The organism is Sphingomonas sp. JUb134 (assembly GCF_004341505.2).
In the GTDB taxonomy this organism is placed as follows: Bacteria; Pseudomonadota; Alphaproteobacteria; order Sphingomonadales; family Sphingomonadaceae; genus Sphingomonas.
This window is the reverse complement of the sequence record NZ_SLYP02000001.1, coordinates 90,890-115,161: the sequence shown is the minus strand read 5'-3', so window position 1 is coordinate 115,161 and position 24,272 is coordinate 90,890. Positions and strand designations below refer to the sequence as shown.

The window sequence follows — 24,272 nt, the reverse complement described above, 5'->3', positions numbered from 1 at the left end:
GCGGCGGTCCTCCGCCGCTCCCACTTCCGCCTATCGGGGCGTGAGGGTCACGCGCGTACCGCTGCCTGCCAGCGGGATCGTATAGGCCCCGCGCTCCACCGTTGCGCCGTCGATCGCATAGGAGCGTGCCCCCGCCACCGTGGTCTCCACCAGCAGGCGCGCGGCAGGGGTGAAGCGCTCCTTGCTCGACAGCGTCAGCGTCACCTGGCCGCTTGCCGGATCATAGTCCGCCGCGTCGATCTTGCCCGCTTCCAGCGTCAGCCACAGCCCGGCGGGTGCCACGAACAGACGCGTACGCGCGCTGTCCTTGGGCTCGACGTGCAGCGTGCCGCCCTGCTGCTTCAGGTTGCCGCCATAGGCGAGCCAGCCGAAGGTCGGGTCGTTCACCAGATAGGTCGCCGTCGCATAGGCGTGGCCGAAGAAGCCCATGCCATAGTCGCCGGTATAGGCGTCCCACTGCATCATGTCGGGATACGAATGGAAGGCGGCGCTGGAGAAGCCTTCCCGGTCGATGTTGGTGATGCCGCCCATCAACCCGCCATAGGCGACGCGCAGCAGGTGGGTGTCCTTGGGGTTCGCGCGGAAGGCGTCGAACAGCGGCACCGCGTTGAGGGTCGAGCCATAATGGTGGATCTGCCGCTCGATCCGCGGGACCTTGCCGCCATAGAGGAAGTCCCAATAGCGGCGCGCATTGCCGTTATAGCCCCAGTGCGGGACCGCCGGATCATAGGCCAGGATTACCTCGCGCGTTTCGTCGGCCTGCGGCTGGTGGCCGAAGTAGCGCATCCAGGCATAGACCTCGGGCTGGCCGGTCGAGTCCCACGCCATCTCGCTGCCGAACGGATAGGGCAGGGTCTTCCAATGGTCGGCGCGGCCCTTCATCAGCCGCTCCATCTCCGCCGCCTCGGGCGCCATCCCTTCGCGCTTCAGGTCCTTGAGGATGTCGACGAACACGTCGCCCTCCATCTGGCCGAACTGCGCATAGTGCGGCGCATCGCGCATCATCGCGACCGTGGTCTGATAGGCACGCTCCAGATACCAGCGCCAGTCATGGGTCTTTACCAGGCCAGTGTGGTTGCGGGCGAGCCGGTAGAGCACCCAATGGCCGGCCGCGACGTGTGGATAATTGTACGAGCGGCCGAGGTCGTCGGACTGCTTCTTCGTCCACGCCGTCCAGTTCTTCCAGTTCAGGCTCTCTTCGTAATAGCCCGGGTGCTGCCCGGGCTCATAGTAGAACAGGCTCTTCTTGACGGCGCCCGCCTGCGGGCCGCTCGCCACCTGCAGCTTGCCGACCACCGTCTCGTTCACCATCCGCTCGAGCTTGGCGACTTCCTCCGGCACCGGATTGTCGAGCTGCTTCATCATCGCGGCGACCCAGGCGCCGGCACCGCCCTCGTCGCTCAGGCCGGCGATCCAGACGCGGGCATCCTGCGTCACGATGCGGTTCGCCTCGCGATCATAGGACATGACGGAGGGGCCGCGCCGGAACGGGTCGGCCTTGTCGTCATACCATTGCCGGGTCGTCGAGAAGCGGCCGAGGTCGGCCACCGCCTGTTCGAGCGGCTTGGTGATGAAATAGCTCACCGTCTGGACGCTGTTGTCGGCATAGGTGATCGTCAGGCGCGCCCGGCCCCAGCCGCTCGCGCGCACCGCATAGCGAGCCCAGCCGTTGACCGGCGCCGCCGGAGTCGCGGTAAGCGCGCCGGCGGGCTCGCTCTCGACCTTGATGACCGGCTGGCTGCTCTTGAGGAACAGCGATGCATCCATGTCGGTCGGCACGACATAGCCGGGGATGCCGACGGCGACGGGCCGCGCCTGCTGCACCAGCGTGTTCTCGATGCCGCGGATGGACGGTGCCTGCACCAGCCGCACGCCGATGGTGCGGGTTTCGCCGGGTGCCAGGGTGATGCTGGTCGGCGTGTTCCACTGCTCGCCGGCGTTCTTCCATTCCTTGTCGGCAAAGCCCTTGCTGGCCACCGTCCAGTCGTAGAAGCCTTCCGAGGTCTGGCCCCGCGGGCTGCGGTCGGTGAAGATGTCGCCGGGCTTGGCGTGGCGGGCCTCCGCGATCGGGCGATAGGCCTCCAGCGGGGTGCCGCGCTCGGGGATCACCAGCAGGGCCGGGCCCTTGCCGTTCAGGCGCGTCACCTGCAGGTAGCCGGCGTCGCGGCCGATATAGGGGTCGACGAAGCTCGCCTGCGCGTGCGCCGTCTCCAGTTCGCGGTCGGTGATGATGTTGTCGAACACCATCGGCATGCCGAGGCCGCCGATCTCGATCGGCGTGCTGCCCGGGTTGGTGAGGGTGAAGCGCAGCGCCACCGCCTTGCCCTCGATCGCCCAGCGCCGCTCCACCTTCAGCGGAAAGCCCGCGCCCATGCTGGCGGTAATATCGGCGGCCGCGAGCGTCCCCGGCCGCGCGGCGAGCTTGTGGAGCGGCGCACGCTTCTTGGACGAGGCGAAGTCCTGCCAGGCGCCGCCGGGCGTGCGCAGCCGCAGGTTGAGGTCGCCCAGATGGACATAGCCGTCCTCGGCCCGCTCCGCCGCACGCGCCCCCGGCACGAAGTCGAAAGCAGGCTCGGCGTTGGGGGAGAGACGCGCGAGCGTCCCCGTGTCGCTGCGCAGCTCCATGCGGAAGACCGCCGTCTGATACGCGGTGCGCGGGATCGGCTTCGCCGCCTTCTTGACCGGCTTCTCCTGCGACCAGGCGGGTTGCAGGACCGGGACCAGCGGCACGGCTGCTAGCAGAGCGACGAGGGGCAGGGTGCGCAGGACGTGCATTCGGCGGGGCTCCTAGTCTGCGGCGGCAAGGGTGCAGCAACGGCAGTATCTTCACCGGCATGAAACCAGCCGAGTCTCCGTAGGTCAAATACATTATACGATGTTTGAACTACCATGAGGAATGGCAGCGGTTGACGGCGCGGGAAGCGCACCGTAATCGTATACCGTATTTCAGGGGAGAGGCATGTGATCGAGAGCAGCCGTAGGGAACTGCTGGTAGGGGCAGCCACGTTGGTCTTCGCAGCGCAAGGCGCGCGCGCTATGGCGCGGGTGGCGAATCCCGGCGCGTCGCTGCTGCCCGCCAAGCCCAAGCCGCTACCGCTTGCGGCCGTGCGGCTCAAGCCGTCCGACTATGCGACCGCGGTCGAGGTCAACCGCGGCTATCTGCACCGGCTCGATCCCGATCGCTTCCTCCACAATTTCCGCAAATATGCCGGGCTCGAGCCCAAGGCGCCGATCTATGGCGGCTGGGAGAACGACACGATCGCGGGCCACACGCTCGGCCACTACATGACCGCGCTGGTGCTGACGTGGCAGCAGACCGGCGATCCCGAATGCCGCCGCCGCGCCGACTATATCGTCGACGAACTCGCCGAGGCGCAGGCGAAGCGCGGCACCGGCTATGTCGGCGCGCTCGGTCGCAAGCGGAAGGACGGCACGATCGTCGACGGGGAGGAGATCTTCCCCGAGGTGATGAAGGGCGAGATCCGGTCCGGCGGCTTCGATCTCAACGGCAGCTGGTCGCCGCTTTACACCGTGCATAAGCTGTTCGCCGGCCTGCTCGACATCCACGGCGCCTGGGGCAATCCCAAGGCGCTGCAGGTCGTCACCGGCCTGGGCGGCTATTTCGAGCGGGTGTTCGCGGCCCTCGACGACGCGCAGATGGAGAAGCTGCTGGGCTGCGAATACGGCGGCCTCAACGAAAGCTATGCCGAGCTCTACGCCCGCACCAACGACAGGCGCTGGCTCGCGGTCGCGGAGCGGATCTACGACCATCGCGTGCTCGACCCGCTGGTCGCGGGCGAGGACAAGCTCGCCAACTTCCACGCCAACACCCAGGTGCCCAAGCTCATCGGCCTGGCGCGGCTCCACGACCTCACCGGCAAACCCGAGCAGCGCAACGCCGCCACCTTCTTCTGGAAGACGGTGACGCAGCATCACAGCTATGTGATCGGCGGCAATGCGGACCGCGAGTATTTCTCGGAACCCGACAGCATCGCCAACCACATCACCGAGCAGACGTGCGAGCATTGCAACACGTACAACATGCTCAAGCTGACGCAGCAGCTCTACCATTGGCAGCCCGACGGCGCGCTGTTCGACTATTACGAACGCGCGCACCTCAACCACGTCATGTCGGCGCAGAACCCCAAGACCGGGGGCTTCACCTACATGACGCCGCTGATGACGGGCACGAAGCGGGGCTATTCGGAACCCAACGACGACCCCTTCTGGTGCTGCGTCGGCTCCGGCATGGAAAGCCACGCCAAGCATGGCGAGGCGATCTTCTGGGAGGGTGAGGGCGGCCTGATCGTCAACCTCTACATCCCGGCCGAGGCGCAGTGGCAGACGCGCGGCGCGCAGATCGCGCTAGAGACCAGCTATCCATTCGAGCCCGGTGCGCGCCTGACGCTCGCCGCGCTGCAGAAGCGCGGACGCTTTCCGATCGCGCTGCGCGTGCCTGGCTGGGCGGGCAACGCGGTGCAGGTCACCGTCAACGACCAGCCCGTCACCCCTGCGATCGGCAACGGCTATGCCGTGGTCGACCGCCGTTGGAAGGCGGGCGACGTGGTCGCGATCACCTTCCCGCTGGAACTGCGGCTGGAATCGGCGCCGGGCGACCCAAACACGGTCGCGGTGGTGCGCGGGCCGATGGTGCTGGCAGCCGATCTCGGCGCGGGCGAGGGCGAATGGCAGGGCGCGGATCCTGCGATGGTCGGCGAACAGCCGCTTGCCGCCTTCACCCCGGCGCAGGGCCGCGCGACCTACGCCACCAAGGGGCTGCTGCGCCCGGCCGACCTGACCTTCGTGCCCTTCTACTCGCAGTATGAGCGGCGCAGCGCCGTCTACTTCAAGCGCTTCAGCGAGGCCGGCTGGAAGAACGAGCAGGTCGCGTTCCTCGCCGAACAGGCGCGCGTGAAGGACATCGCTGCCCGCTCGGTCGACGTCATGCACCTGGGCGAGATGCAGCCGGAGCGCGACCACAACCTCACCTCCGAAATCTCCTATCCGGTTTCCTACCGCGGTCGGAACGGGCGCGATGCGCGCTCGGGCGGCTATTTCGAATTCTCGATGAAGGTGAAGCCGGGCCCGCTCGTCCTGCAGGCCAGCTATTGGGGCAGCGAGCGCGCGCGCGACTTCGACATCCTCGTCGACAATGTGAAGCTCGCCACCCAGCATCTGGAGAACGACCAGCCGGGCAAGTTCTTCGACGTCGAATATCCGCTTCCCGAGGCACTCACCAAGGGCAAGCAGAGCGTGAAGGTGAAGTTCGTGCCGCATGACCGCAGCAGCGCCGGCCCGGTGTTCGGCGTCCGCCTGTTCACCGCGAAGCCCGGCGCGACCGCGTGAGCGAGGCGACTGCACCCGACACGGTGCCGATGACGCTGGACGAGGTCCGCACGCTGTCGCGCAGCGTGCTGTCCGGCGCGGGTCTTTCCGCGGACCATGCCGCGGCGGTTGCCGAGACGCTGGTGTCCGGCGAGCGAGACGGCTGCGGATCGCACGGCGTCTACCGACTGCTGGTCGCGACCCGCAGCATCGCCACCGGCCGCGTGTCGAAGGACGCGGTGCCGGTGGTCAGCGAGCCGGCGCAGGCGCTGGTGCGGGTCGATGGCGGCGGCGGCTTTGCCCAACTCGCCTTCGAGCGCGGCAAGCCGCTGCTGGTGGAAAAGGCGCGCAAGTTCGGCATCGCCGCACTGGCGCTGAACAATGTGGTCCACTTCGCCGCGCTCTGGCCGGAGGTCGAGGCGCTGACCGAACAGGGGCTGGTCGCGCTCGCCTTCACCCCCAGCCACGCCTGGGTCGCGCCGGCGGGCGGGACGGAGCCGGTGTTCGGCACCAACCCGATCGCCTTCGGCTGGCCACGGCCGGGCCGCGAGCCGTTCGTGTTCGACTTTGCCACCAGTGCGGTCGCGCGCGGCGAGATCGAGCTCCACCGTCGCGCGGGCAAGCCCGTGCCCGACAGCTGGGGCTATGACGCCGACGGCAATCCCACCACCGACGCCGCGGCCGTGCTCGCAGGTGCGATGCGGACCTTCGGCGGGCACAAGGGATCGGCGCTCGCGGCGATGGTCGAGCTGATCGCCGGGCCGCTGATCGGCGACATGACCAGCAAGGAATCGATGGCGGCCGACGACGGCGCGGGCGGATCGCCGTTGGGCGGCGAGCTGGTGCTCGCGATCGACCCGGCGGGCTTCCTGGGTGCGGGCGTCGCCGAGCATCTCGCGCGCGCCGAAGCGATGTTCGAAGCAATCGAAACGCAGGGTGCGCGCCTGCCGGGGTCGCGGCGCTATGCCGCGCGGCGGCGCAGCCTGGTGGAAGGCGTGCGGGTGCCCGCGTCTCTCCACGCCGATCTGATGGCGCTGGCACAGGGGGGCAAGGCTTAGACATGCGCAAGGCACGGTTTCTGCTTGGGGCAGCGTTGATGATGGGGCAGCTGGCGGTGGTGGAGGCGGCGGTCGCCGCGGCCCCGGCACAGGCCGCGCCTGCCCAGACCGCCGACCAGCGGTTCGAGGCGATCTACACGGCCGAATGGGAATGGCGCACGCAGCAGTCCGCCCCCAACGAGGACAGCCCTGCGGGCGCGGCCAAGCGCCTGCCGGACGTCGGCCCCAAGGTGCAGGCCGAAAAGCTCCAGCGCTGGGAAGCGACCGAACGCGCGCTCGCCGCCATCGACCCCGCCACGCTGTCGCCTGCCAACCGCGTCAACTATGCGGTCTACAAGGGGCAGATCGACGCGCTCTTGGCCGAGCAGCGCTACCGCGAATATGAAAAGCCGCTCAACGCCGACACCAGCTTCTGGGGTGACATCGCCGGCTGGGCGCGCGAGCCGCTCGAGAACGAGACCGCCTATCGCAATTACATCGCGATGCTGCGGGAGGTACCGCGCTATTATGACCAGCAGATCGCGAACATGCGCGCCGGCCTCAAGCGCGGCTTCACCCCGTCCGCGATCACGCTGAAGGGCCGCGACCTCGGCGTCGCACAGGTCGCCGAGGCCAAGTCGCTGGACGACCAGGCGTTCTACGCGCCGTTCCGCAAGATGCCCTCGACCATCCCGGCGGCGACCCAGGCGGCACTGCGCAAGGAGGGAGAGGCGGCGATCCGCGAGGCGGTGGTGCCCGCCCACGCCAGGCTGCTCACGTTCCTGCGCACCGAATATATTCCCGGCGCCCGCAAGGAGCTGGACGCCTATCACCTTCCCGACGGCAAGGCGTACTACCAGTCCAAGATCCGCGAGTTCACGACGCTCGATAAGACGCCGGACGAGATCCACGCGATCGGCCTGTCCGAAGTCGCCAAGATCCGCGCGCGGATGCTGGAGGTGATGCGGCAGGTCGGCTTCCAGGGTGACCTGCCGGCGTTCCTGACCTTCCTGCGCACCGATCCACGTTTCTACGCCAAGACTCCACAGGCGCTGCTCGATCGCGCCGCCTGGGTGGCCAAGACCTTTGACGGCAAGGCCAGTCAGTATTTCGGCCGGCTGCCGCGCAGTCGCTTCGCGATCAAGCCGGTGCCGGACGAGGTCGCGCCCTTCTACACCGGCGGGCGCGGCGGGCCGGGCATCTACCTCGTCAACACCTACAACCTGCCGGCGCGTCCGCTCTATTCGATCCCGGCGCTGACCCTGCACGAAAGCGCGCCGGGCCACGCCTTCCAGATGCCGCTGGCGGCGGAGAACACCAGCCTGCCGGCGTTCCGCCGCGACAGCTATATCTCCGCCTATGGCGAGGGCTGGGCGCTGTATTGCGAGGCGCTGGGCGAAGAGATGGGGATGTACGACACGCCCTATGATGTGTTCGGCATGCTCAGCTACCAGATGTGGCGCGCCGCCCGGCTGGTGGTCGACACCGGCATCCACACCAAGGGGTGGAGCCGTGAGCAGGCCCAGAAGTACCTGCACGACAACACCGCCATGGCCGATCACGAGATCACGACCGAGGTGGATCGCTACATCGCCTGGCCGGGACAGGCGCTGTCCTATTACCTCGGAGAGCTCGCGATCCAGGAAGCGCGCGGCAAGGCCGAAAAGGCGCTCGGCCCCAAGTTCAACATCCGCAACTTCCACGACGCGGTGCTCGAGCTCGGATCGGTGCCGCTGCCGGTAGTTTCGGCACGGGTCGACCAGCTGATCGCGGAAGGCGGCAAGGGGCCGTACCCGGACGAACAATAGGATGCGGGCGGGGCGGCCGGTCGCGTTCGCGGCGCTGCTCGCAGCCGCGTGGCCGGCCGCCGCCGCCCAGCGGGGCGTGCCGGTGCAGAGCGCCGGCAACCCGATTTTGGCGGACGGGCGCTTCTATTCGACCGATCCCGCGCCGGTGGTGATCGACGACACGCTCTACATCCTCGCCGGCCGCGACGAGGCGCCGCCCGACGTCAACGACTTCATCATGAACGAGTGGCAGCTGCTTGCCACGCGGGACCCGGCGGCAGGCGCCTGGACCCATTATCCCGCGGTCGCGACGCCCGAAGGCATCTTCCGCTGGGCCGAGCCCGGCCGCGCCTATGCCGGGCAAATCGTGAAGGGCGCGGACGGCCGGCTCTATCTCTATGCCCCGGTGCTGGAGGCGAACACCGACGCCAAGGACGGCTTTGCCATCGGCGTCGCCGTGGCGGACCACCCGACCGGTCCTTGGGCGGACGCGCATCCCACAGGCCCGATCGTGTCGCAGCGGGCGCCCGAGCCCAACACCATCCAGAATATCGACCCGACCGTGCTCGTCGACGATGATGGCCGCGTCTATCTTTATTGGGGGACGTTCGGGAAGCTGCGCGGCATCGAGCTGGAGCGCGACATGGTGACGCCCAGGGGCCGCCAGATCGCAGTGACGGGGCTGACCGGCTTCTTCGAGGCGCCGTGGCTGATGAAGCGCAAGGGCGTCTATTACATGCTCTATGCGGGCAACAATGCCGGGCCGGACTCGCCCTGCACGCCGACGCTCTACCACGCCTGCATCGCCTATGGGACGGCGCCGACCCCGCTGGGCCCCTGGACCTATCGCGGCACCGTGCTGAAACCGGTGTCCTCGACGACGTCGCATCCGGGTGCGGTCGAGTATCGCGGGCAATGGTATCTCGCCTACCACACTGCCGATGGCGCGGGCGGCGGGCACTTCCGCCGCAGCGTCGCCATCGACCGGCTGGAGTGGGACGACAGCGTCAGCCCGCCCGCGATCCGCCCGGTCGTGCCGACCCGCAGCCCGCAGCCGGTGCCGCCGCCCAGCCGCAACATCGCCCCTGCCGCGACGCCCGCCGCCTCCAACGAGCCGATCCCGGTGCGCTACTGGCTGCGCGCGCTCAACGACAGCGCCACCCGCGCGTCACCCCTGCCGCCCGAGATGTGGGGCAGCGCCACGGCTGCGAATCCGCCGCAGCAGTGGATCGAATATCGCTGGCAAAAGCCGGTTACCGTCAGTGAATCTCGCATCTGGTTCGTTGCCGACGACGCTGCCGGCATCGCGGCTCCCGCGGCCTGGCGCATCGAATATTGGAACGGCAGCTGGAGGCCGGTCCCGCGCGCAGACCGCTACGGCACCGGCGTCGGTGCCTTCCAGCAGACCCGCTTCGCCCCCGTCAGAACCCGGTGCCTGCGTGCAATCTTCCAGTCCGCGCGTGCCAGCGGCACGAACACGGCCATGGCGGTCCAGGAATGGGAGGTGCTCACCCGCCGGCCAACACCGGTCGCGCCGTCCACCGAGCCGGCCCCACCCTGCGATCCTCTCCGGTAGTGCCTGGCCGGAGCAGGTGAGAGCGATGCGCAGCTGCTACTGCGCGCCGACCCGCAAGAAGAACCTTATCGCGATAATGAAAATCGCTGGACAAGCGACGGCACGCGCCCCATATTGCTTATCGCAATAAGGAACTACAGGAGTCAGCATATGTCCATCGACGTGAAGTATCGCACCTCCGCCACCGCCACCGGGGGCCGCGATGGTCGCGCCCGTAGCGAGGATGGCCGCCTGGAAGTCCAGCTGGCGACGCCCAAGGAGCTCGGTGGCGCCGGTGGCGAGGGTACCAATCCCGAGCAGCTGTTCGCAGCCGGCTATGCCGCGTGCTTCCTGGGTGCGCTGAAGGTGGCGGGCCAGCAGCTGAAGGTGCGGGTCCCGGCGGAAACCAGCATCACCGCGACCGTCGGCATTGGCCCGCGTTCCGAAGGCGGCTTCGGCATCACCGCCGACCTGGAAGTGACGCTACCCGGCGTAGATCGTGCCGAGGCGCAGAAGGTCGTAGAAGCCGCGCACCAGATCTGCCCCTATTCGAACGCCACCCGCAACAACGTGGACGTCGGCCTCCGCGTCGCCTGAAGGCGCTTTCCAGCGAAGTCTCCCAGCGGGCGGGGTGGCGACACCCCGCCCGTTTTACGTTCCATTGCTGCTGCCCCTCCGCGATTGCGTAAAAGCGGTCGTTGCAATATGTCCGAGTAATACGGACGCGCGTTTCGCCGGCCGTCGTGCACCCCATGAGAGGGTGGGAACCAGGCTGTAGCTCCGGCTGCGGCAGCAAAGGGAGAGACGACTCATGATCCGGACCCTCCGTCGCGCAGCGCTCGCGCTGATGCTTTCGGCGGCCCCGCTCGCCGCAGGCGCCCAGACCGCTCCTGGTCAGGGTGCGCCCAGCCAGCCGCCCGCCGCCGGCACCGCCACCGTTGCGATCCAGGGCAACCAGCCCGGCCCGGTCTATGATCGCCGCATCTTCACCCAGTTCGCCGAGCATCTGGGCCACGGCATCTACGAGGGGCTGTGGGTCGGCAAGAACTCCAAGATCCCGAACACCAACGGCTTCCGCAACGACGTGGTCGCGGCGCTCCGTAACCTGAAGGTGCCGGTGATCCGCTGGCCGGGCGGGTGCTTTGCCGACGAATACAACTGGCGCGAGGGCATCGGCCCGCAGAACAAGCGCCCGGTCAAGATCAACACCCATTGGGGCGGCGTGACCGAGCCGAACACCGTCGGCACGCACGAGTTCTTCGAGCTGCTGCGCCAGGTCGGTGCCGAAGCCTATGTCGCCGGCAACGTCGGCAACGGCTCCCCGCGCGAAATGGCCGAGTGGGTCGAATACATGACCTCGCCCGCCGGCAGCCTCGCCGATGAGCGCGCCAGGAACGGCCACAAGGCGCCCTGGGCGGTGCCGTTCTTCGGCGTCGGCAACGAGCTGTGGGGCTGCGGCGGCAACATGCGGCCGGAGTTCGCGGCCGACGAGACCCGCCGCTACGCGACCTTCATCAAGGCGCCGGCCGGCACCAAGATCATGAAGATCGCCGCCGGTGCGAACGTCGAGGACTATAACTGGACCGAGACGATGATGCGCGTGGCGGCACCGCAGCTCGACGGCGTGTCGCTTCATTACTACGTCCACCCCGCCGGCGGCTGGCCGCCGCGTGCGCCTGCGGTCGACTTCGACGAGAACGGCTGGGCCGATGCGCTCGCCGGCGCGTGGCGCATGGACGAGCTGATCACCAAGCACAGCGCGATCATGGACAAATATGATCCGCAGAAGCGCATCTTCCTGGCGGTCGACGAATGGGGTGCCTGGTATGCCCAGGATGCGGGCACGCACCCGGGCTTTCTGCGCCAGCAGAACACGCTGCGCGACGCGCTGATCGCCTCGATCCACCTCGACATCTTCGCCAAGCATGCCGACCGCGTCCGCATGACCGCCATCGCGCAGATGGTGAACGTGCTGCAGGCGATGATCCTGACGGATGGCGGCAAGATGGTGCTGACGCCGACCTATCACGTGTTCGAGATGTACAAGCCCTGGCAGGACGCGACCGTGCTGCCGATCACGATCAACGCGCCCTGGTACAACAAGAACCAGTTCACCATGCGTGCGGTGAGCGGCTCGGCGGTGCGCGGCAAGGATGGCAAGGTCCACATCGGCCTGTCCAACCTGGATCCGAACCAGGCGAACACCGTCACCGTGAACCTGGACGGCATCACCGCCGGCTCGGTGACCGGCCGGGTGCTGACCGCGCCCGCGATCAACGCGCACAACACCTTCGACGCGCCCGAAGTGGTGAAGCCCGCCGCCTTCAACGGCGCGCAGGTGAACGGCGGCACCCTCACGGTGACGCTGCCCGCCAAGTCGGTGGTGGTGCTGGAACTTCAGTAAACCTTGTGCCCCTGCGCAGGCAGGGGCCCAGGGCCACAAGCGGAATGCATGGAAACCCCGGGCTCCTGCTGTCGCAGGAGCACCGGTGGAGGAGAGGATGAGGATGATACGGTCGCTTCTACTGGGAGCCGCACTCGCGCTCGGCGCTGCTGCTGCTCCGGCACAGCAGACGCCCAGCCTCAACGAGCGGCTGACCGGTGACCTCATCCCCACCCACGATCCCGTGATCGCGCGCGAGGGCGGTACCTATTACGTCTTCGGCACCGGCCACGGCGATCGCCTGGTCGAGACCAAGAGCTCGCCGGACCTGATCCACTGGACCGCGGGTGCGCCCGTGTTCACGAAGCTGCCGGATTGGGCGCCCAAGGCGGTGCCCGGCACCAACGGCATGTGGGCACCCGACATCGCCTTCGTGAACGGCCGCTGGCGGCTCTATTACTCCGTGTCGACGTTCGGCTCGAACCGCTCGGCGATCGGCATGGCGACCAACGCAACGCTGGATCCGAAGTCGCCCAAGTTCGCCTGGCGCGACGAAGGGCTGGTGGTGCAGTCGATGCCCAGCGACGATTTCAACGCCATCGACCCGAACTTCGTCGTCGACCGGCAGGGCCGCCACTGGCTGTCGCTCGGCAGCTTCTGGAGCGGCATCAAGCTGTTCGAGCTCGACAAGAAGACCGGCAAGCTCCTCCACCCGAAGGAAAAGCGCTTCTCGATCGCGCGCCGCATGGCGCCCGCGGGCGCGGCGGCACCGGTGGAAGCGCCGTTCATCGTGCCGCATGGCGACTATTATTATCTGCTCGTGTCCTATGACTATTGCTGCAAGGGCGTGAACAGCACCTATTACACCGTGGTCGGTCGCTCGAAGGAGATCACCGGGCCCTATCTCGGCAAGGACGGCAGTTCCTTGATGCAGGGGCAGGGCACGATTTTCCTGCGCGCCGATCTCGAAGAGAAGCAGCGCTTCCGCGGCCCCGGACACCCCGGCTGGCTGCACGACAAGGATGGCCGCGATTACGTGGTCTACCACGCCTATGATCGGGAGAAGAACGGCGCGCCCACGCTGCGCATCGCTCCCGTCACCTGGGGCGCGGACGGCTGGCCCGTCGCCGCCCAATGACCTCCTCTCGCCGAATCCAGGGAGCCGACATGCTTCATCTCGACCGCCGCCTCTTCCTCGCCGGCGCCGCCGGCAGCGTCGCTGCCGCCCAGGCAGCAGTCGCCGGCATGCGCGCACCCGGTGCCGCCGCCGCGGCCCCCGTGCCGGTGAACCCGCTCGTCAAGCAACGCGCGGACGCGCAGGTGTTCCGCCACACCGACGGCTATTATTACCTCACCGGCTCGGTGCCGGAGTATGACCGGCTGGTGCTGCGCCGCTCGCGCACCCTGGCCGGCCTCGCCACCGCTGAGGAGCGCGTGCTGTGGCGCCACGAGGCCACCGGCCCGATGTCCGGCTTCCTCTGGGCGCCCGAGCTGCACCTCTTCCAGGGCAAGTGGGTCATGTATTTCGCAGCCGGCCCCAGCGGCGGCGGCGAGGACGTGTTCCGCATCCGCACCTATGCGATCGTGTGCGACGGCCCCGATCCGATGACCGGCAACTGGAAGGTGCTCGGCAAGTTCGAGTCGCCGTTCGACGGCTTCAACCTCGACTCCACCATCTTCGAGCATCGCGGCGTCTCCTACTTCTGCTGGGCAGAGCGCGAGCCGGGGATCGAGACCAACTCCAACCTCTATCTGGCCCCGCTCAAAACCCCGCTGACGCTCGGCGCCAAGGCCGTGCGCCTGACCGTGCCGACGCTCGACTGGGAGATCCGCGGGTTCAAGGTCGCCGAGGCACCAGCAGTGCTCGCACGCAACGGCCGCCTATTCATGACCTATTCGGCGAGCGCGACCGACGATCGCTACAGCCTGGGCATGCTGACCGCGCGCGACGATGCGGACATCATGGACCCCAAGAGCTGGGTCAAGTCGCCCCAGCCGGTGTTCGTGAGTTCGGAGGTGACCAGCGTCTACGGCCCCGGCCACAACAGCTTCACCGTCGACGAGCAAGGCCGTGACGTGCTCGTCTACCACGGCCGCGATTACAAGGCGATCAAGGGCGATCCGCTGTTCGACCCGAACCGCCACACCCGCGTCCAGCGCATCTATTATCGCGAGGACGGCACCCCCGACTTCGGCATCCCGGTCGGCAACGGCCCGGTGCCGGACCGCTTCTCGCCCGCCAGTGCGCCGAAGGAGTTCGTGCGCCATGACGGCGATCGCGTAGTTGTTGGACAGGGTTCGATCCCGCCGAGCCAGTTCCGCAGCGTCGAGAGCATGGCCGGTTCCGGCGCCATCTCGCTGGCCCCCATCGACGTGGCCGACCGGGTCCTGTTCGCCGCTCCCGACGGCAGCGTCCGCCTGGCCCAGCCGCTGCGCGATCGCCAGTTCGTGCTCCGCAGCAGCTTCGTGCGGGAGGCGGTCGACCGCGATACGGTGCGGTTCGCGCTTGCCGGTCGTCCCAATATGGTACTGGCCCACGTCGGCGGCGAGCTCCGGCTCGTGGCGCGCGCCACGCGCGGCACCGCCCAGAACAGCGTCTTCCGCGTCAGCTGACGCGAAGTCTCGCCCGCTTTTCCCTCCTGAACCTGCTGGCCCCGCACGGCTCTGCCGCTGCGGGGCCAGTGCTGCGTGACTTTCGGGCAACGCTGCCCGCTTGCTGTGCAGCGCCCTTCCGAATGCGCTTGCCGTTGCCCAGCTGTTGCCGTAATTTTGTAGGAGTAAAGTTTCGATCAATTACGCCCGGGCGCCAAGCCCGGCGAGGGGAGAGGCACATGGCTTTCAAGCCGATTTTCTTGCGTACCGCGTCCGTTGTTGCCCTGGTGCTGGCGCCGCCGGCCTTTGCGCAGACCACTGCGGACGACGCGACGCAGACCACTGAGGCCGCAGAGCCCGTCAATTCCACTCCGGATGAAGCCACCAGCGGCGACATCATCGTCACCGGCGTGCGCGGCAGCATCGTCGGCGCGCTCAACGTGCGCCGCGAAGCCACGCAGATCGTCGACTCGATCGTGGCCGAAGATGTCGGCAAATTGCCCGACAATAACGTCGTGGAAGCGCTCCAGCGCGTCACCGGTGTCCAGGTCACCGACCGCACCGGCGGCGAAGCGGCCACCATCACCATCCGCGGCCTCAGCGACCCGCTGACCACGCTCAACGGCCGCAACATCTTCACCGCTGCCGGCCAGTCGTTCTCGCTGCAGGACGTCTCGGCGAACCTCGTCAAGCAGGTCGACGTCTACAAGACCCGCTCGGCCGACCAGATCGAGACCGGTCTGGCGGGCCAGATCGACGTGAAGACGCGCCGTCCGCTCGACTTCGACGGCTTCACCATCTCCGGCCTCGCGCGCGGCATCTACAACGAGCAGGCGGACAGCTTTAACCCCAACATCGCGCTCCTCGTGTCGGATCGCTGGGAAACCGGCATCGGCGACATCGGCCTGCTGGTGAACGGCAGCTACAGCCGCACCAAGTATCGCAACATGTCGGTGACGGCCGGTGCGCTGGTTCCGTTCGCGACCGAGACGCCGCCCGCAGGCTCCGGCCTCGCGCCGCTCGAGCGCATCTTCCCGGGTGAGGGCAACGTCAACTGGCAGCCGGGCCTCGATGCCGGGCTTCCGACCGCACCGGGCTCGACGCTCGACATCAACGGCGTCGACACGCCCTATTACCTCTCGCGCGACGCGGTCTTCAGCTCGGATCTCTATGGCAAGCGTGAGCGCCCGTCGTTCAACGCGGCGCTGCAGTGGGCCCCGAACAGCAGCTCGGTCTACACGGCCGAAGTCTTCTACGCGGGCTTCCGCGGAGAGACCTCCAACAGCATGATGTTCAGCTTCGTGGATTTCTGGGCGAATCCGCAGCCGGTCGAGCTCTATGAGGGCACCAACATCGTCAAGTCGCGCGTCGCGAACGACGTGTACGGCTTCAACAGCGCGGATTACACCCGCAGCAAGACCGACAGCTTCGTCTACGCACTGAACGGGCAATGGGACCTGGGTCAGCGCGGCAAGATCACCGCCGACCTCGCCTATCAGACTAGCAAGTACCAGACCTCGTTCATCGCGATGCGCACCGAGCGGGTGGCGGATCAGATCACGGTCGACTTCAACGCAGGCGGTGGCATCCCCTCCTACCACTTCAGCGACGATTCGCTGCTGACCGATCCCGCGTCCTGGAACATCGCGCAGCTCTACGACAACGGTGGTCGCGACAAGGGTAGCGCGCTGACCGGCACCCTGGACGGCTATTATACCTGGGACGAGGGCTTCCTGCGCCAGATCAAGGCAGGCATCCGCGTCGACGACCGCAAGGCGTCGAGCTACGTCCGCACCCAGGACGCCGGCGTGCTCGGTCGCAGCCTGACGACGCTCGGCGAAGACGCGCTGTTCACCAACTCCGACTTCTTCGATGGTCGCGCCGACGTGCCGACCAGCTGGGTGCTGCCGAAGGGCAGCTGGCTCTATGACAACGCAGACACGGTTCGCGGCCTCTATGGCCTCCCGACCTCGGACCAGCTGCGCATGGTCAAGACCTTCAACATCGAAGAAGTGACCATGTCGGCCTACCTGCTGGCTGATGGCGAAATCTCGGTGTTCGGGCGTCCGCTGAAGATCCAGGGCGGCATCCGCTATGTGGATGTCGACACCGACTATGACTTCTTCGATCGCTACAACAACGGCGCCCAGACTTCGGTCTCCAGCGGTTCGCATCGCTGGCTGCCAAGCTTCACCGCGCGCTACGAAGTCACGCCGACGCTGCGCGTGCGCTTCAACTATGGTGAAACGCTGCGCCGTCCGAACTTCGGCGACATCAACCCGAACTACTCGCTGACGGGTGACCTCACCAACGTCGGCTACGGCAGCGGCACGGCGGGCACCGCGGACCTGCAGCCCACCCATTCGAAGAACTACGACCTCGCGGTCGAGTGGTACTTCGATCGCGACAGCGCGATCTACGTGACCGGCTTCCGTCGCGAGATCGAGGGTCTGGTCGTTCCGCTCACCGTCATGGAGTATATCCCCAACAACGGGATCGTCGCGGGCGCCACGAACAACTTCGCCATCACCCGTCCGGCGAATGCCTCGGACGGCGTGCTGAAGGGTGTCGAAGTGGGCCTGACCTACTTCCCGAAGTACCTGCCGAGCTTCCTCGACGGCCTCGGCTTCGTCGGCAGCCTGACCGTGCTGGATTCCAAGCAGAACATTCCGCAGACCGACTCCGCCGGCAACATCACTGGCGAGGCGACCTCGTCGTTCTTCAACGTGTCGGACTTCTCGTACAACGCGACGCTTGCCTACGACAACGGCCCGGTCGGTGCCCGCCTGTCGTACGTCTGGCGCAAGGAATTCCTGCACAACAACGAGGCACGCCTGTTCGCCAATCCGATCGGCGTCTGGTATCGTCCGGAGAGCAGCCTGGACTTCCAGCTGAGCTACAAGGTCAACGACCAGATCGGCCTCACCTTCGACGCGGTGAACCTGACCAACCAGAAGCAGCAGTCCTACTACCGCTTCGGCAGCGCCGGCGGTCAGGACACGGACAACCTCGGCACGACGCTGCTGAGCCGCACCTTCGCGGTGGGCCTGCGCTTCTCGATGTAAGCCGCTGGCGGGGAACCCCGCCGGATGCGCCAAGTCTCTCAAGGGGTCGGCACCGCCGGCCCCTTTTTTCGTCAGCGCGCGTCGCTCGCGACGCAGTGGACGGGGGCCTGCCCGTCGGCTTCGAAACTCGCGTCGCGGCCCTTGCCCCGCAGGGTCATGCCGTCGCCGGCATACCAGATCCCCGACGCCGGTCGCTGGCCCTTCAGCACGCCCAGCGTCCTGCCAAGCGCACGCAGCGTCACCGTGTCTGCCCGATTGTCGAAGGTGGCGATCAACAGGGTGCCGTCCTCGCACTGATACCGCGCCGTCACGCGGGGCGGCAGGTCGCCTGCTGGCGCCTCAATGGGGGACAACTCGATTTTCTCGATTCGCCAGGACCGCTGCTCGGCGGTCGCCCCATCGATGTCGCCGGTGCGGTGCAGGGTGACCTCGCCGGCTTGGGTGAAGGGCACGCCTCCGTCCTTCAGCGTCCCGCGCACGGTGACGGGAACGGTGACGTATCGCTGACCGGCACCGGCATCGACCGGTCCGGGCGCGCCCACGCGCGCGCCGTAGCTCGCATAGCGGACGAAGCTGCGCGCAAAGGCCCGCGCGTCCCTGCCGGAGCCTTCGCTACCCCGGCGCCACAGCGCCCGCGCCGCTGCATAGTCGCCGCGGGCAAGCAGCGCGTAATAGCGCTGTACCACCGCGCGCGCCGCCTCGGCGGTCTCTTCATCCGGGTCGTCGGCGGCCGAAGCCACAGGGGGCGTCGGGCTCGACCGCGGCGACGGCGCTGGAGCCGCCACGGAGGTGGGACTCGGGACCGGGCCGGCCGACTTCTCGGCCGGCGCCGCGGTATCTGCTGCCGCCTCCGGGGTATTTTCGTCCCTCTCCGACACGCCACCGCCGCAACCGGCGAGCAACAACGCCAGTGCGGCAGCGGTCGTGGTGCGGGTCACGGTTCCAGCGCGGCCCTGTCGGTATCCTCGAGATCGTCGTCCTCGGCGAGGTCATCCTCGTCGAAATCTTCCTGAAGCTCGTCTTCCTCCTGGTCCTCGGGGTCGACAACGATGTCATCATCGTCATCCTCGCTGTCGAGCTCATCGTCTTCCATGAGGAGGTCGTCCTCATCCTCGTCATCGCCGAGGTCGGGCTCGATGTCCGTCAGCAGGGTGCCGTCCGAGGGGCCGTCGCTGGTTACCTCCAGGATTTCGGCGCGCTGGCTCTCGTCATAGCCTTCTTCGTCAAAGCTGTCGCCGGAGCCCAGCCCCGGTACCTGGTGACCACCCATGGTTCGCTCCTTCGTCTGGCCCACCAGCAGCGGGGCCGTCAGAGCGCGAACGGCGGGCGAGCCCGCGTGTTCCCGAGCCGCAGGACGATCCGGGCGGCGGACGGGCGGGGGCGTGCCTGCGGTATACTCTTGGCCGGCCCTTCCAAGGGGCTGTTCCCGAGCGGGTTGCAGGCGTATTCACGCCGCTATTCATACCCCTACAGGATTCCCCATGCTCGACGTTCCCATGACCCAGGTGCCGCTCGTCTCGCTGGCCGACCAGCAGAACGACCCGGAGGGTTTCGCACAGGCGTTCGGCGGCTCGTTCGAACGCTTCGGCTTCGCCATGGTCGCGGACCACGGCATCGACCCGGCGCTGATCGACCGTGCCTGGGCGCTGACCGAAGAGTTCTTCCGCCTGCCCGAGGAGGAGAAGCGTGCCTATCACACGCCGGGCGGCGGCGGCGCGCGCGGCTACACGCCCTTCCGCACCGAGATCGCGAAGAACGCGAAGGTCACCGATCTCAAGGAGTTCTGGCACATCGGCCGGGAATTGCCGGCCGGCCACCGCTTTCGCGACGTGATGCCGGACAACATCTGGCCGTCGGCGCCCGCGGGCTTCAAGGAGACCTTCCTTGAGCTGTTCGCCGCCTTCGACACCGCCGGGCTCAAGCTGCTTTCGGCGATCGCGCGCTACCTGAAGCTCGATCCCAACTGGTTCGAGCACGCGGTCCAGGACGGCAATTCGGTGCTGCGCCTGCTCCACTATCCGCCGATCCCCGCCGATGCGCCGGGCGTCCGTGCAGAGGCGCATGAGGACATCAACCTCATCACGCTGCTGCTGGGCGCCGAGGAAGCCGGGCTGGAACTGCTCGACAAGGACGGCGACTGGCTCGCGGTGAAGCCCCCGGTGGGCGCGATGGTCGTGAACGTCGGCGACATGCTGCAGCGGCTGACCAACCACGTGTTGCCGTCGACCACCCACCGCGTGGTGAACCCGGCGCCCGAGCGGCGCGGCAACTCGCGCTACTCCATGCCTTTCTTCCTCCACCCGGCGCCCGATTTCCTGATCGAGACGCTGCCGAGCTGCGTGGGGGAGGGCAACCGCTACCCGGAGCCGATCACCGCCCACGACTATCTGCACCAGCGGCTGGTCGAAATCGGCCTTCTGAAGAAGTGATGCGACGCGCGCCCGTTTCCCGGAACGGGCGCGCGATCCGCCTCCGGGCGGCAAAAGCGGCCCGGTAACTTTTGCAAAGCCTTCTGGTCGTGTTGGGGTTGTTTATACCACGGCCCCTCCGCTAACGCCTGCCGCTCCGCCGGGACGTGCCCGGCGGCGAAATGGAAGAGGCAGGCATGACGGAACCGCTACGCGTCGCGATCGCAGGACTTGGTACGGTCGGCGCGGGCGTCATTCGTCTGCTCGACGCGAACGGGGCGTTGATTGCCCGCCGCGCCGGTCGCCCGATCGAGATCGTGGCGGTGTCAGCGCGGGATCGCGCCAAGGATCGCGGCGTCGATCTGTCGCGCTTCGACTGGGTGGACGACACCGCCTCGCTCGCGGCCGACCCGCGGGCGGATGTGGTGGTGGAACTCGTCGGCGGGGCGGACGGTCCCGCGCTGACGCTCACCCGTGCGGCGCTTGCCAATGGCAAGAGCGTCGTCACCGCCAACAAGGCGATGATCGCGCACCATGGCCTCGAACTCGCCCGCGCGGCGGAAGGGCGCGGCGTCGCGCTCAAGTTCGAGGCTGCGGTCGCAGGCGGCGTGCCCGTCATCAAGGGGCTGCGCGAGGGCGCAGCGGCCAACGAGATCGGCCATGTCTATGGCATCCTCAACGGCACCTGCAATTTCATCCTGTCAAAGATGGAGGCCGAGGGCCGCGACTTCGCCGAGGTGCTGGACGAGGCGCAGCGGCTCGGCTTTGCCGAAGCGGATCCCAGCTTCGACATCGATGGCGTCGATGCCGCGCACAAGCTGTCGATCCTGGCGAGCTTCGCCTTCGGTACCCGCCCGGCCTTTTCGGATGTCGCGATCACCGGCGTGCGCCACGTGCTCGCGGCCGACATCGCCGAGGCGGCGACGCTCGGCTATCGCGTGCGGCTGGTGGGCGTGGCGGAGGCTGGCAAGAACGGCCTGTTCCAGCGCGTCCACCCGCACCTGGTCCCGCTCGATCATCCGCTCGCGCATGTCACCGGCTCGCTGAACGCCGTGGTGGCCGAGGGCAATTTCGTCGGCCGGCTGTTCTTCCAGGGCCGCGGCGCCGGCGACGGCCCGACTGCCAGCGCGGTGGTGGCGGACCTGATCGACATCGCCCGCGGCGAGTTCGGGCCGCCCTATGCGGAACCGGCCGAGGCGCTCGCCGAACAGCCCGCCGCGCCCACTGGCGAACGCCGCGGCCGCGCCTATCTGCGGCTGATGGTCGCCGACAAGGTGGGCGTGCTGGCGGAAATCGCGGCGGCGATGCGCGACGCCGGCGTGTCCATCGAGCGGCTGATGCAGCGCGGCGCCAATGCCGACGGCAGCGTGCTGGTGGCGATCGTCACCCACGAAGGCCCCGAGCGCGCCGTCGCCGCCTCACTCGAACGCCTGCGCGGCTCCCCCAGCCTGGTGGGCGAGCCGATGTGGATGCACATCCTGGAGAGCTGAGCGCGCCTCCGACGCCCGGCGCGGGCCGGCGCGCGCTTATCCGTGCTCCTGCGAAGGCAGGAGCCCAGGGTTCCAAACACTGCCAGTCGTTGCGCTGCTTGGTCCTGGACCCCGGCCTTCGCCGGGGTGCGGCTTGTCTCGCGGGAGCGATGTGCCCTCTGTCACACCGCGAACGGCTGGTCGATGGCATGCTGCGGCTGGGTGAACCACGCCGCTCCCGTCTCGGTGACGTGGAAATGATCCTCCAGCCGCACCCCGAAGCGATCCGGCACCACGATCATCGGCTCGTTGGAAAAGCACATGCCGGGCGCAAGCGGCGTCTTGTCGCCGCGCACCAGATAGGCCGGCTCATGGATCGACAGGCCGATGCCATGCCCGGTGCGGTGGGGTAGCCCCGGAAGGCGATAGTCCGGGCCGAGCCCTGCCGCCTCCAGCACGCGCCGCGCCGCCGCATCGACGCTCTCGCAGGGTGCGCCCGGCACCACCGCGTCGAACGCCGCCTGCTGTGCTTCCTTTTCCAGCGACCAGATGCTGCGCACTTCGTCCGGAACCGCCCCGAACGCATAGGTACGCGTGATGTCCGAGTGATAGCCCTCGACCAAGCAGCCGGTGTCGACCAGCACCAGCTCGCCCTCCTGCAGATGTTGTTCGCCCGGCAGCCCGTGCGGGAACGCCGTCGCGCGGCCGAACTGGACGATGCAGAAGCTCGATCCCGCCGCCCCGATCGCGCGGTGCGCAGCGTCGATGAAGCGCACCACCTCGCTTGCGGCGATGCCCGGGCGCAGGATGCGCGCGGTGCGGCGATGCACCTCCAGCGTCATCGCCTTGGCCTGGGCAAGCAGCGCCAGCTCGGCCGGGGACTTCACCATCCGGCAGCCGTCGATCGCGGGCGCGCCGTCGAGCAGCCGGACTCCGCCCGCCTTGGCCCGCAGCCGCTCGGCCCATTGGAACGGAAACAGCGGGTCGACGGCTAGTTTCGTGATCCCGGTGGCCGCCAGCGTATCGGCGAGCAGCGCGATCGGGTCCTCATCCTCCTCCCACAGCCGGATGTCCGCGTCGATCGCGAGATCGGCTTCCAGCGTGCCGAGTTCGAACGCCGGGCACAGCAGCACCGGGCGGCCGCGCGCCGGTAGCAGCATCGCCACCAGCCGCTCGCTCGGGCCCCAGGGCACACCCGCGAAATAGCGCAGCGTCGCACCCACGTTGAGCAGCAGCCCGTCCGCACCGCCCGCATCCGCCAGCGCGCGGGCACGCTCGAGCCGCGCCTGCCGCTCTGCCGCACCGATGGGATCGGCGCTATCCGCCCAAGGGGTGATGGCCGCGAGTTCGGCCTCTGCGCTCGATCCGCCGATGGTCATGCCTGTTCTTCCTTGTTCAAAACCGTGCGAGGTCGAAGGGCGCCAGGTCGACCGGCGGCCGCTCGCCTGTGACCAGCGCCGCGACGAGCTCGGCCGTGATCGGCGCCAGCGTCAGCCCCAGATGCTGGTGTCCGAATGCATAGAGCAGGTTGTTCGCGCGAGGCGAGCGGCCGATCGCGGGCAGATAGTCGGGGAGGGTGGGGCGCGATCCCATCCACCGGCGGAAAGGTCCCGTGATGGGGAGGCCGAGGGCACGGACGTGCGCTTCCAGCCGCTCCCACTTGCGCGGATCGGGCGGCGCGTCGGGGCTGCTCAGCTCGACGAAGCTCGCGGCCTGTACGCGATCGCCATAGCGGGTGACGATCATCGACCGGTCCTCGAACACCAGCGGCGGCAGGTCCGCCGGCCAGCGATCGGCGGCGGCGCGGATGTGATAGCCGCGCTCGGCGATCATCGGGGCGGCGTGGCCGGTTGCCTCCATCAGCGCGCGCGAGCCGATGCCGGCCGCCACCAGTACCAGCTCGGCCGGATGCCCGGGGACCAGCGCCACCCCGTCGATGATGCGCAACTGCGCGCGGGCGCGGACGATGCGGCCCCCCGCACGAAGGAACGCCTCCTCCAGCGCGCCTGCCAGCACCGATAGATCGCGGATCTGCCCGCTGCCGGCGAAGCGAATGGCGCCTGCCACCGGGGCCTGGGTCACCCTGGCGATCGCGGTGAGCTCGGCAGCGTCGGCAACGCGGAACGTCGCCGTGCCGGTGTCGGCCGCCGTCCACGCGGCGCGCCCGGCGCGCGCGGTCTCCGGCGATTCCCACAGCACCAGATGCCCGTCCTGGGTCAGCAACTCGGGGGCGTCGATCGTCGCCGCCAGCCGCTCCCAGGCGGGCATCGCCTCCTGCAACAGGCTGCCGAGCGCGGCGCTGCCCGCGGCAAAGCGGCTCGGGGTCGATCGACCGACCAGCCGCAGCGCGAACGGCAGCCAGTTCGCGAGCTGACCGAGCGGCAGGTCGAGCGCCCCGCCGCGCACGAACAGCCGCCGCGGCGCGGATCGGATGGCCGCCGGCGAGGCGAGCGGCGCCACCTGCTCCGTCGCGATGTGGCCGGCATTTCCCCAGGAGGCAGCCGTGCGGGCGGAGTCCGGCTCCAGCAGCGTCACGGAATGGCCGGCACGCGCCAGCGCCAATGCGCTTGCCAGTCCGACAACGCCCCCCCCGACCACATTTGTCGCACCCACGCCCGTTCTCCTGTTGCGGCACAGCAATCCCTATCGTA

The 24,272-nt window shown here is 68.2% G+C and carries 16 protein-coding genes; 11 read left to right on the top strand and 5 right to left on the bottom strand.

Translation table 11 applies throughout. The features are described from left to right. Nucleotides 1-30 precede the first annotated feature (30 nt). Nucleotides 31-2,775: a DUF5695 domain-containing protein gene (locus EDF69_RS00490; protein ID WP_132883418.1), complete on the bottom strand. Its 2,745-nt coding sequence runs from the start codon at nucleotides 2,773-2,775 to the stop codon at nucleotides 31-33. A 261-nt stretch (nucleotides 2,776-3,036) separates the two neighbouring features. On the opposite strand from EDF69_RS00490, the gene EDF69_RS00485 reads away from it, so the two are divergent. The 9 genes from EDF69_RS00485 to EDF69_RS00445 all read left to right on the top strand — a co-directional run bounded on the left by EDF69_RS00485 (nucleotide 3,037) and on the right by EDF69_RS00445 (nucleotide 17,744). Next, a complete protein-coding gene (locus tag EDF69_RS00485) occupies nucleotides 3,037-5,346 on the top strand; it encodes a beta-L-arabinofuranosidase domain-containing protein (RefSeq protein ID WP_132883419.1) in 2,310 nt (769 codons plus the stop codon). Nucleotides 5,347-5,375: 29 nt separating this feature from the next. After that, complete coding sequence (locus EDF69_RS00480; protein ID WP_132883501.1) at nucleotides 5,376-6,383, top strand: Ldh family oxidoreductase; 1,008 nt, start codon at nucleotides 5,376-5,378, stop codon at nucleotides 6,381-6,383. Nucleotides 6,384-6,385: 2 nt separating this feature from the next. Then, a complete protein-coding gene (locus EDF69_RS00475) occupies nucleotides 6,386-8,170 on the top strand; it encodes a DUF885 domain-containing protein (protein ID WP_425336567.1) in 1,785 nt (594 codons plus the stop codon). Between the two features lies 1 nt (nucleotide 8,171). Next, on the top strand, nucleotides 8,172-9,725 hold the full coding sequence (locus EDF69_RS00470) for a family 43 glycosylhydrolase (RefSeq protein WP_132883420.1): 1,554 nt from the start codon (nucleotides 8,172-8,174) through the stop codon (nucleotides 9,723-9,725). Nucleotides 9,726-9,875: 150 nt separating this feature from the next. Next, nucleotides 9,876-10,301: an organic hydroperoxide resistance protein gene (locus EDF69_RS00465; protein WP_132883421.1), complete on the top strand. Its 426-nt coding sequence runs from the start codon at nucleotides 9,876-9,878 to the stop codon at nucleotides 10,299-10,301. Nucleotides 10,302-10,515: 214 nt separating this feature from the next. Further along, a complete protein-coding gene (locus EDF69_RS00460) occupies nucleotides 10,516-12,108 on the top strand; it encodes an alpha-N-arabinofuranosidase (RefSeq protein WP_132883422.1) in 1,593 nt (530 codons plus the stop codon). 103 nt (nucleotides 12,109-12,211) lie between these two features. Next, the gene (locus tag EDF69_RS00455; protein ID WP_132883423.1) at nucleotides 12,212-13,225 is read left to right on the top strand and encodes an arabinan endo-1,5-alpha-L-arabinosidase; all 1,014 of its coding nucleotides are present in this window, start codon (nucleotides 12,212-12,214) and stop codon (nucleotides 13,223-13,225) included. Between the two features lie 29 nt (nucleotides 13,226-13,254). Continuing rightward, nucleotides 13,255-14,700 carry a family 43 glycosylhydrolase gene (locus EDF69_RS00450; RefSeq protein ID WP_132883424.1) on the top strand — a complete coding sequence of 482 codons (1,446 nt, stop codon included), beginning with the start codon at nucleotides 13,255-13,257 and terminating at the stop codon, nucleotides 14,698-14,700. A 218-nt stretch (nucleotides 14,701-14,918) separates the two neighbouring features. After that, nucleotides 14,919-17,744, top strand: a complete 2,826-nt coding sequence (locus EDF69_RS00445) for a TonB-dependent receptor (protein WP_132883425.1) — start codon at nucleotides 14,919-14,921, stop codon at nucleotides 17,742-17,744. Nucleotides 17,745-17,815: 71 nt separating this feature from the next. Here EDF69_RS00445 and EDF69_RS19850 read toward each other — a convergent pair whose 3' ends face one another. Together EDF69_RS19850 and EDF69_RS00435 are read right to left on the bottom strand one after the other, a co-directional pair. Beyond that, entirely contained in the window at nucleotides 17,816-18,682 is an 867-nt protein-coding gene (locus tag EDF69_RS19850) for an MliC family protein (RefSeq protein ID WP_132883426.1), read from the bottom strand. Then, nucleotides 18,679-19,014, bottom strand: a complete 336-nt coding sequence (locus tag EDF69_RS00435; RefSeq protein ID WP_132883503.1) for a DNA primase — start codon at nucleotides 19,012-19,014, stop codon at nucleotides 18,679-18,681. Before EDF69_RS00435 ends, EDF69_RS19850 begins: the two co-directional genes overlap by 4 nt. Before the next feature lie 211 nt (nucleotides 19,015-19,225). Between EDF69_RS00435 and EDF69_RS00430 the strand changes: the two genes are divergently transcribed. Both EDF69_RS00430 and EDF69_RS00425 read left to right on the top strand, forming a co-directional pair. Next, nucleotides 19,226-20,173, top strand: coding sequence for an isopenicillin N synthase family dioxygenase (locus tag EDF69_RS00430; RefSeq protein ID WP_125960661.1), 948 nt, complete (start codon nucleotides 19,226-19,228; stop codon nucleotides 20,171-20,173). Nucleotides 20,174-20,349: 176 nt separating this feature from the next. After that, the gene (locus EDF69_RS00425) at nucleotides 20,350-21,642 is read left to right on the top strand and encodes a homoserine dehydrogenase (RefSeq protein ID WP_125960662.1); all 1,293 of its coding nucleotides are present in this window, start codon (nucleotides 20,350-20,352) and stop codon (nucleotides 21,640-21,642) included. Nucleotides 21,643-21,803: 161 nt separating this feature from the next. Here the strand turns inward: EDF69_RS00425 and EDF69_RS00420 are convergent, their stop codons facing one another. Beyond that, complete coding sequence (locus EDF69_RS00420; protein ID WP_132883427.1) at nucleotides 21,804-23,000, bottom strand: M24 family metallopeptidase; 1,197 nt, start codon at nucleotides 22,998-23,000, stop codon at nucleotides 21,804-21,806. A 16-nt stretch (nucleotides 23,001-23,016) separates the two neighbouring features. Further along, nucleotides 23,017-24,234 carry an FAD-dependent oxidoreductase gene (locus EDF69_RS00415; protein WP_132883428.1) on the bottom strand — a complete coding sequence of 406 codons (1,218 nt, stop codon included), beginning with the start codon at nucleotides 24,232-24,234 and terminating at the stop codon, nucleotides 23,017-23,019. Nucleotides 24,235-24,272 lie beyond the last annotated feature (38 nt).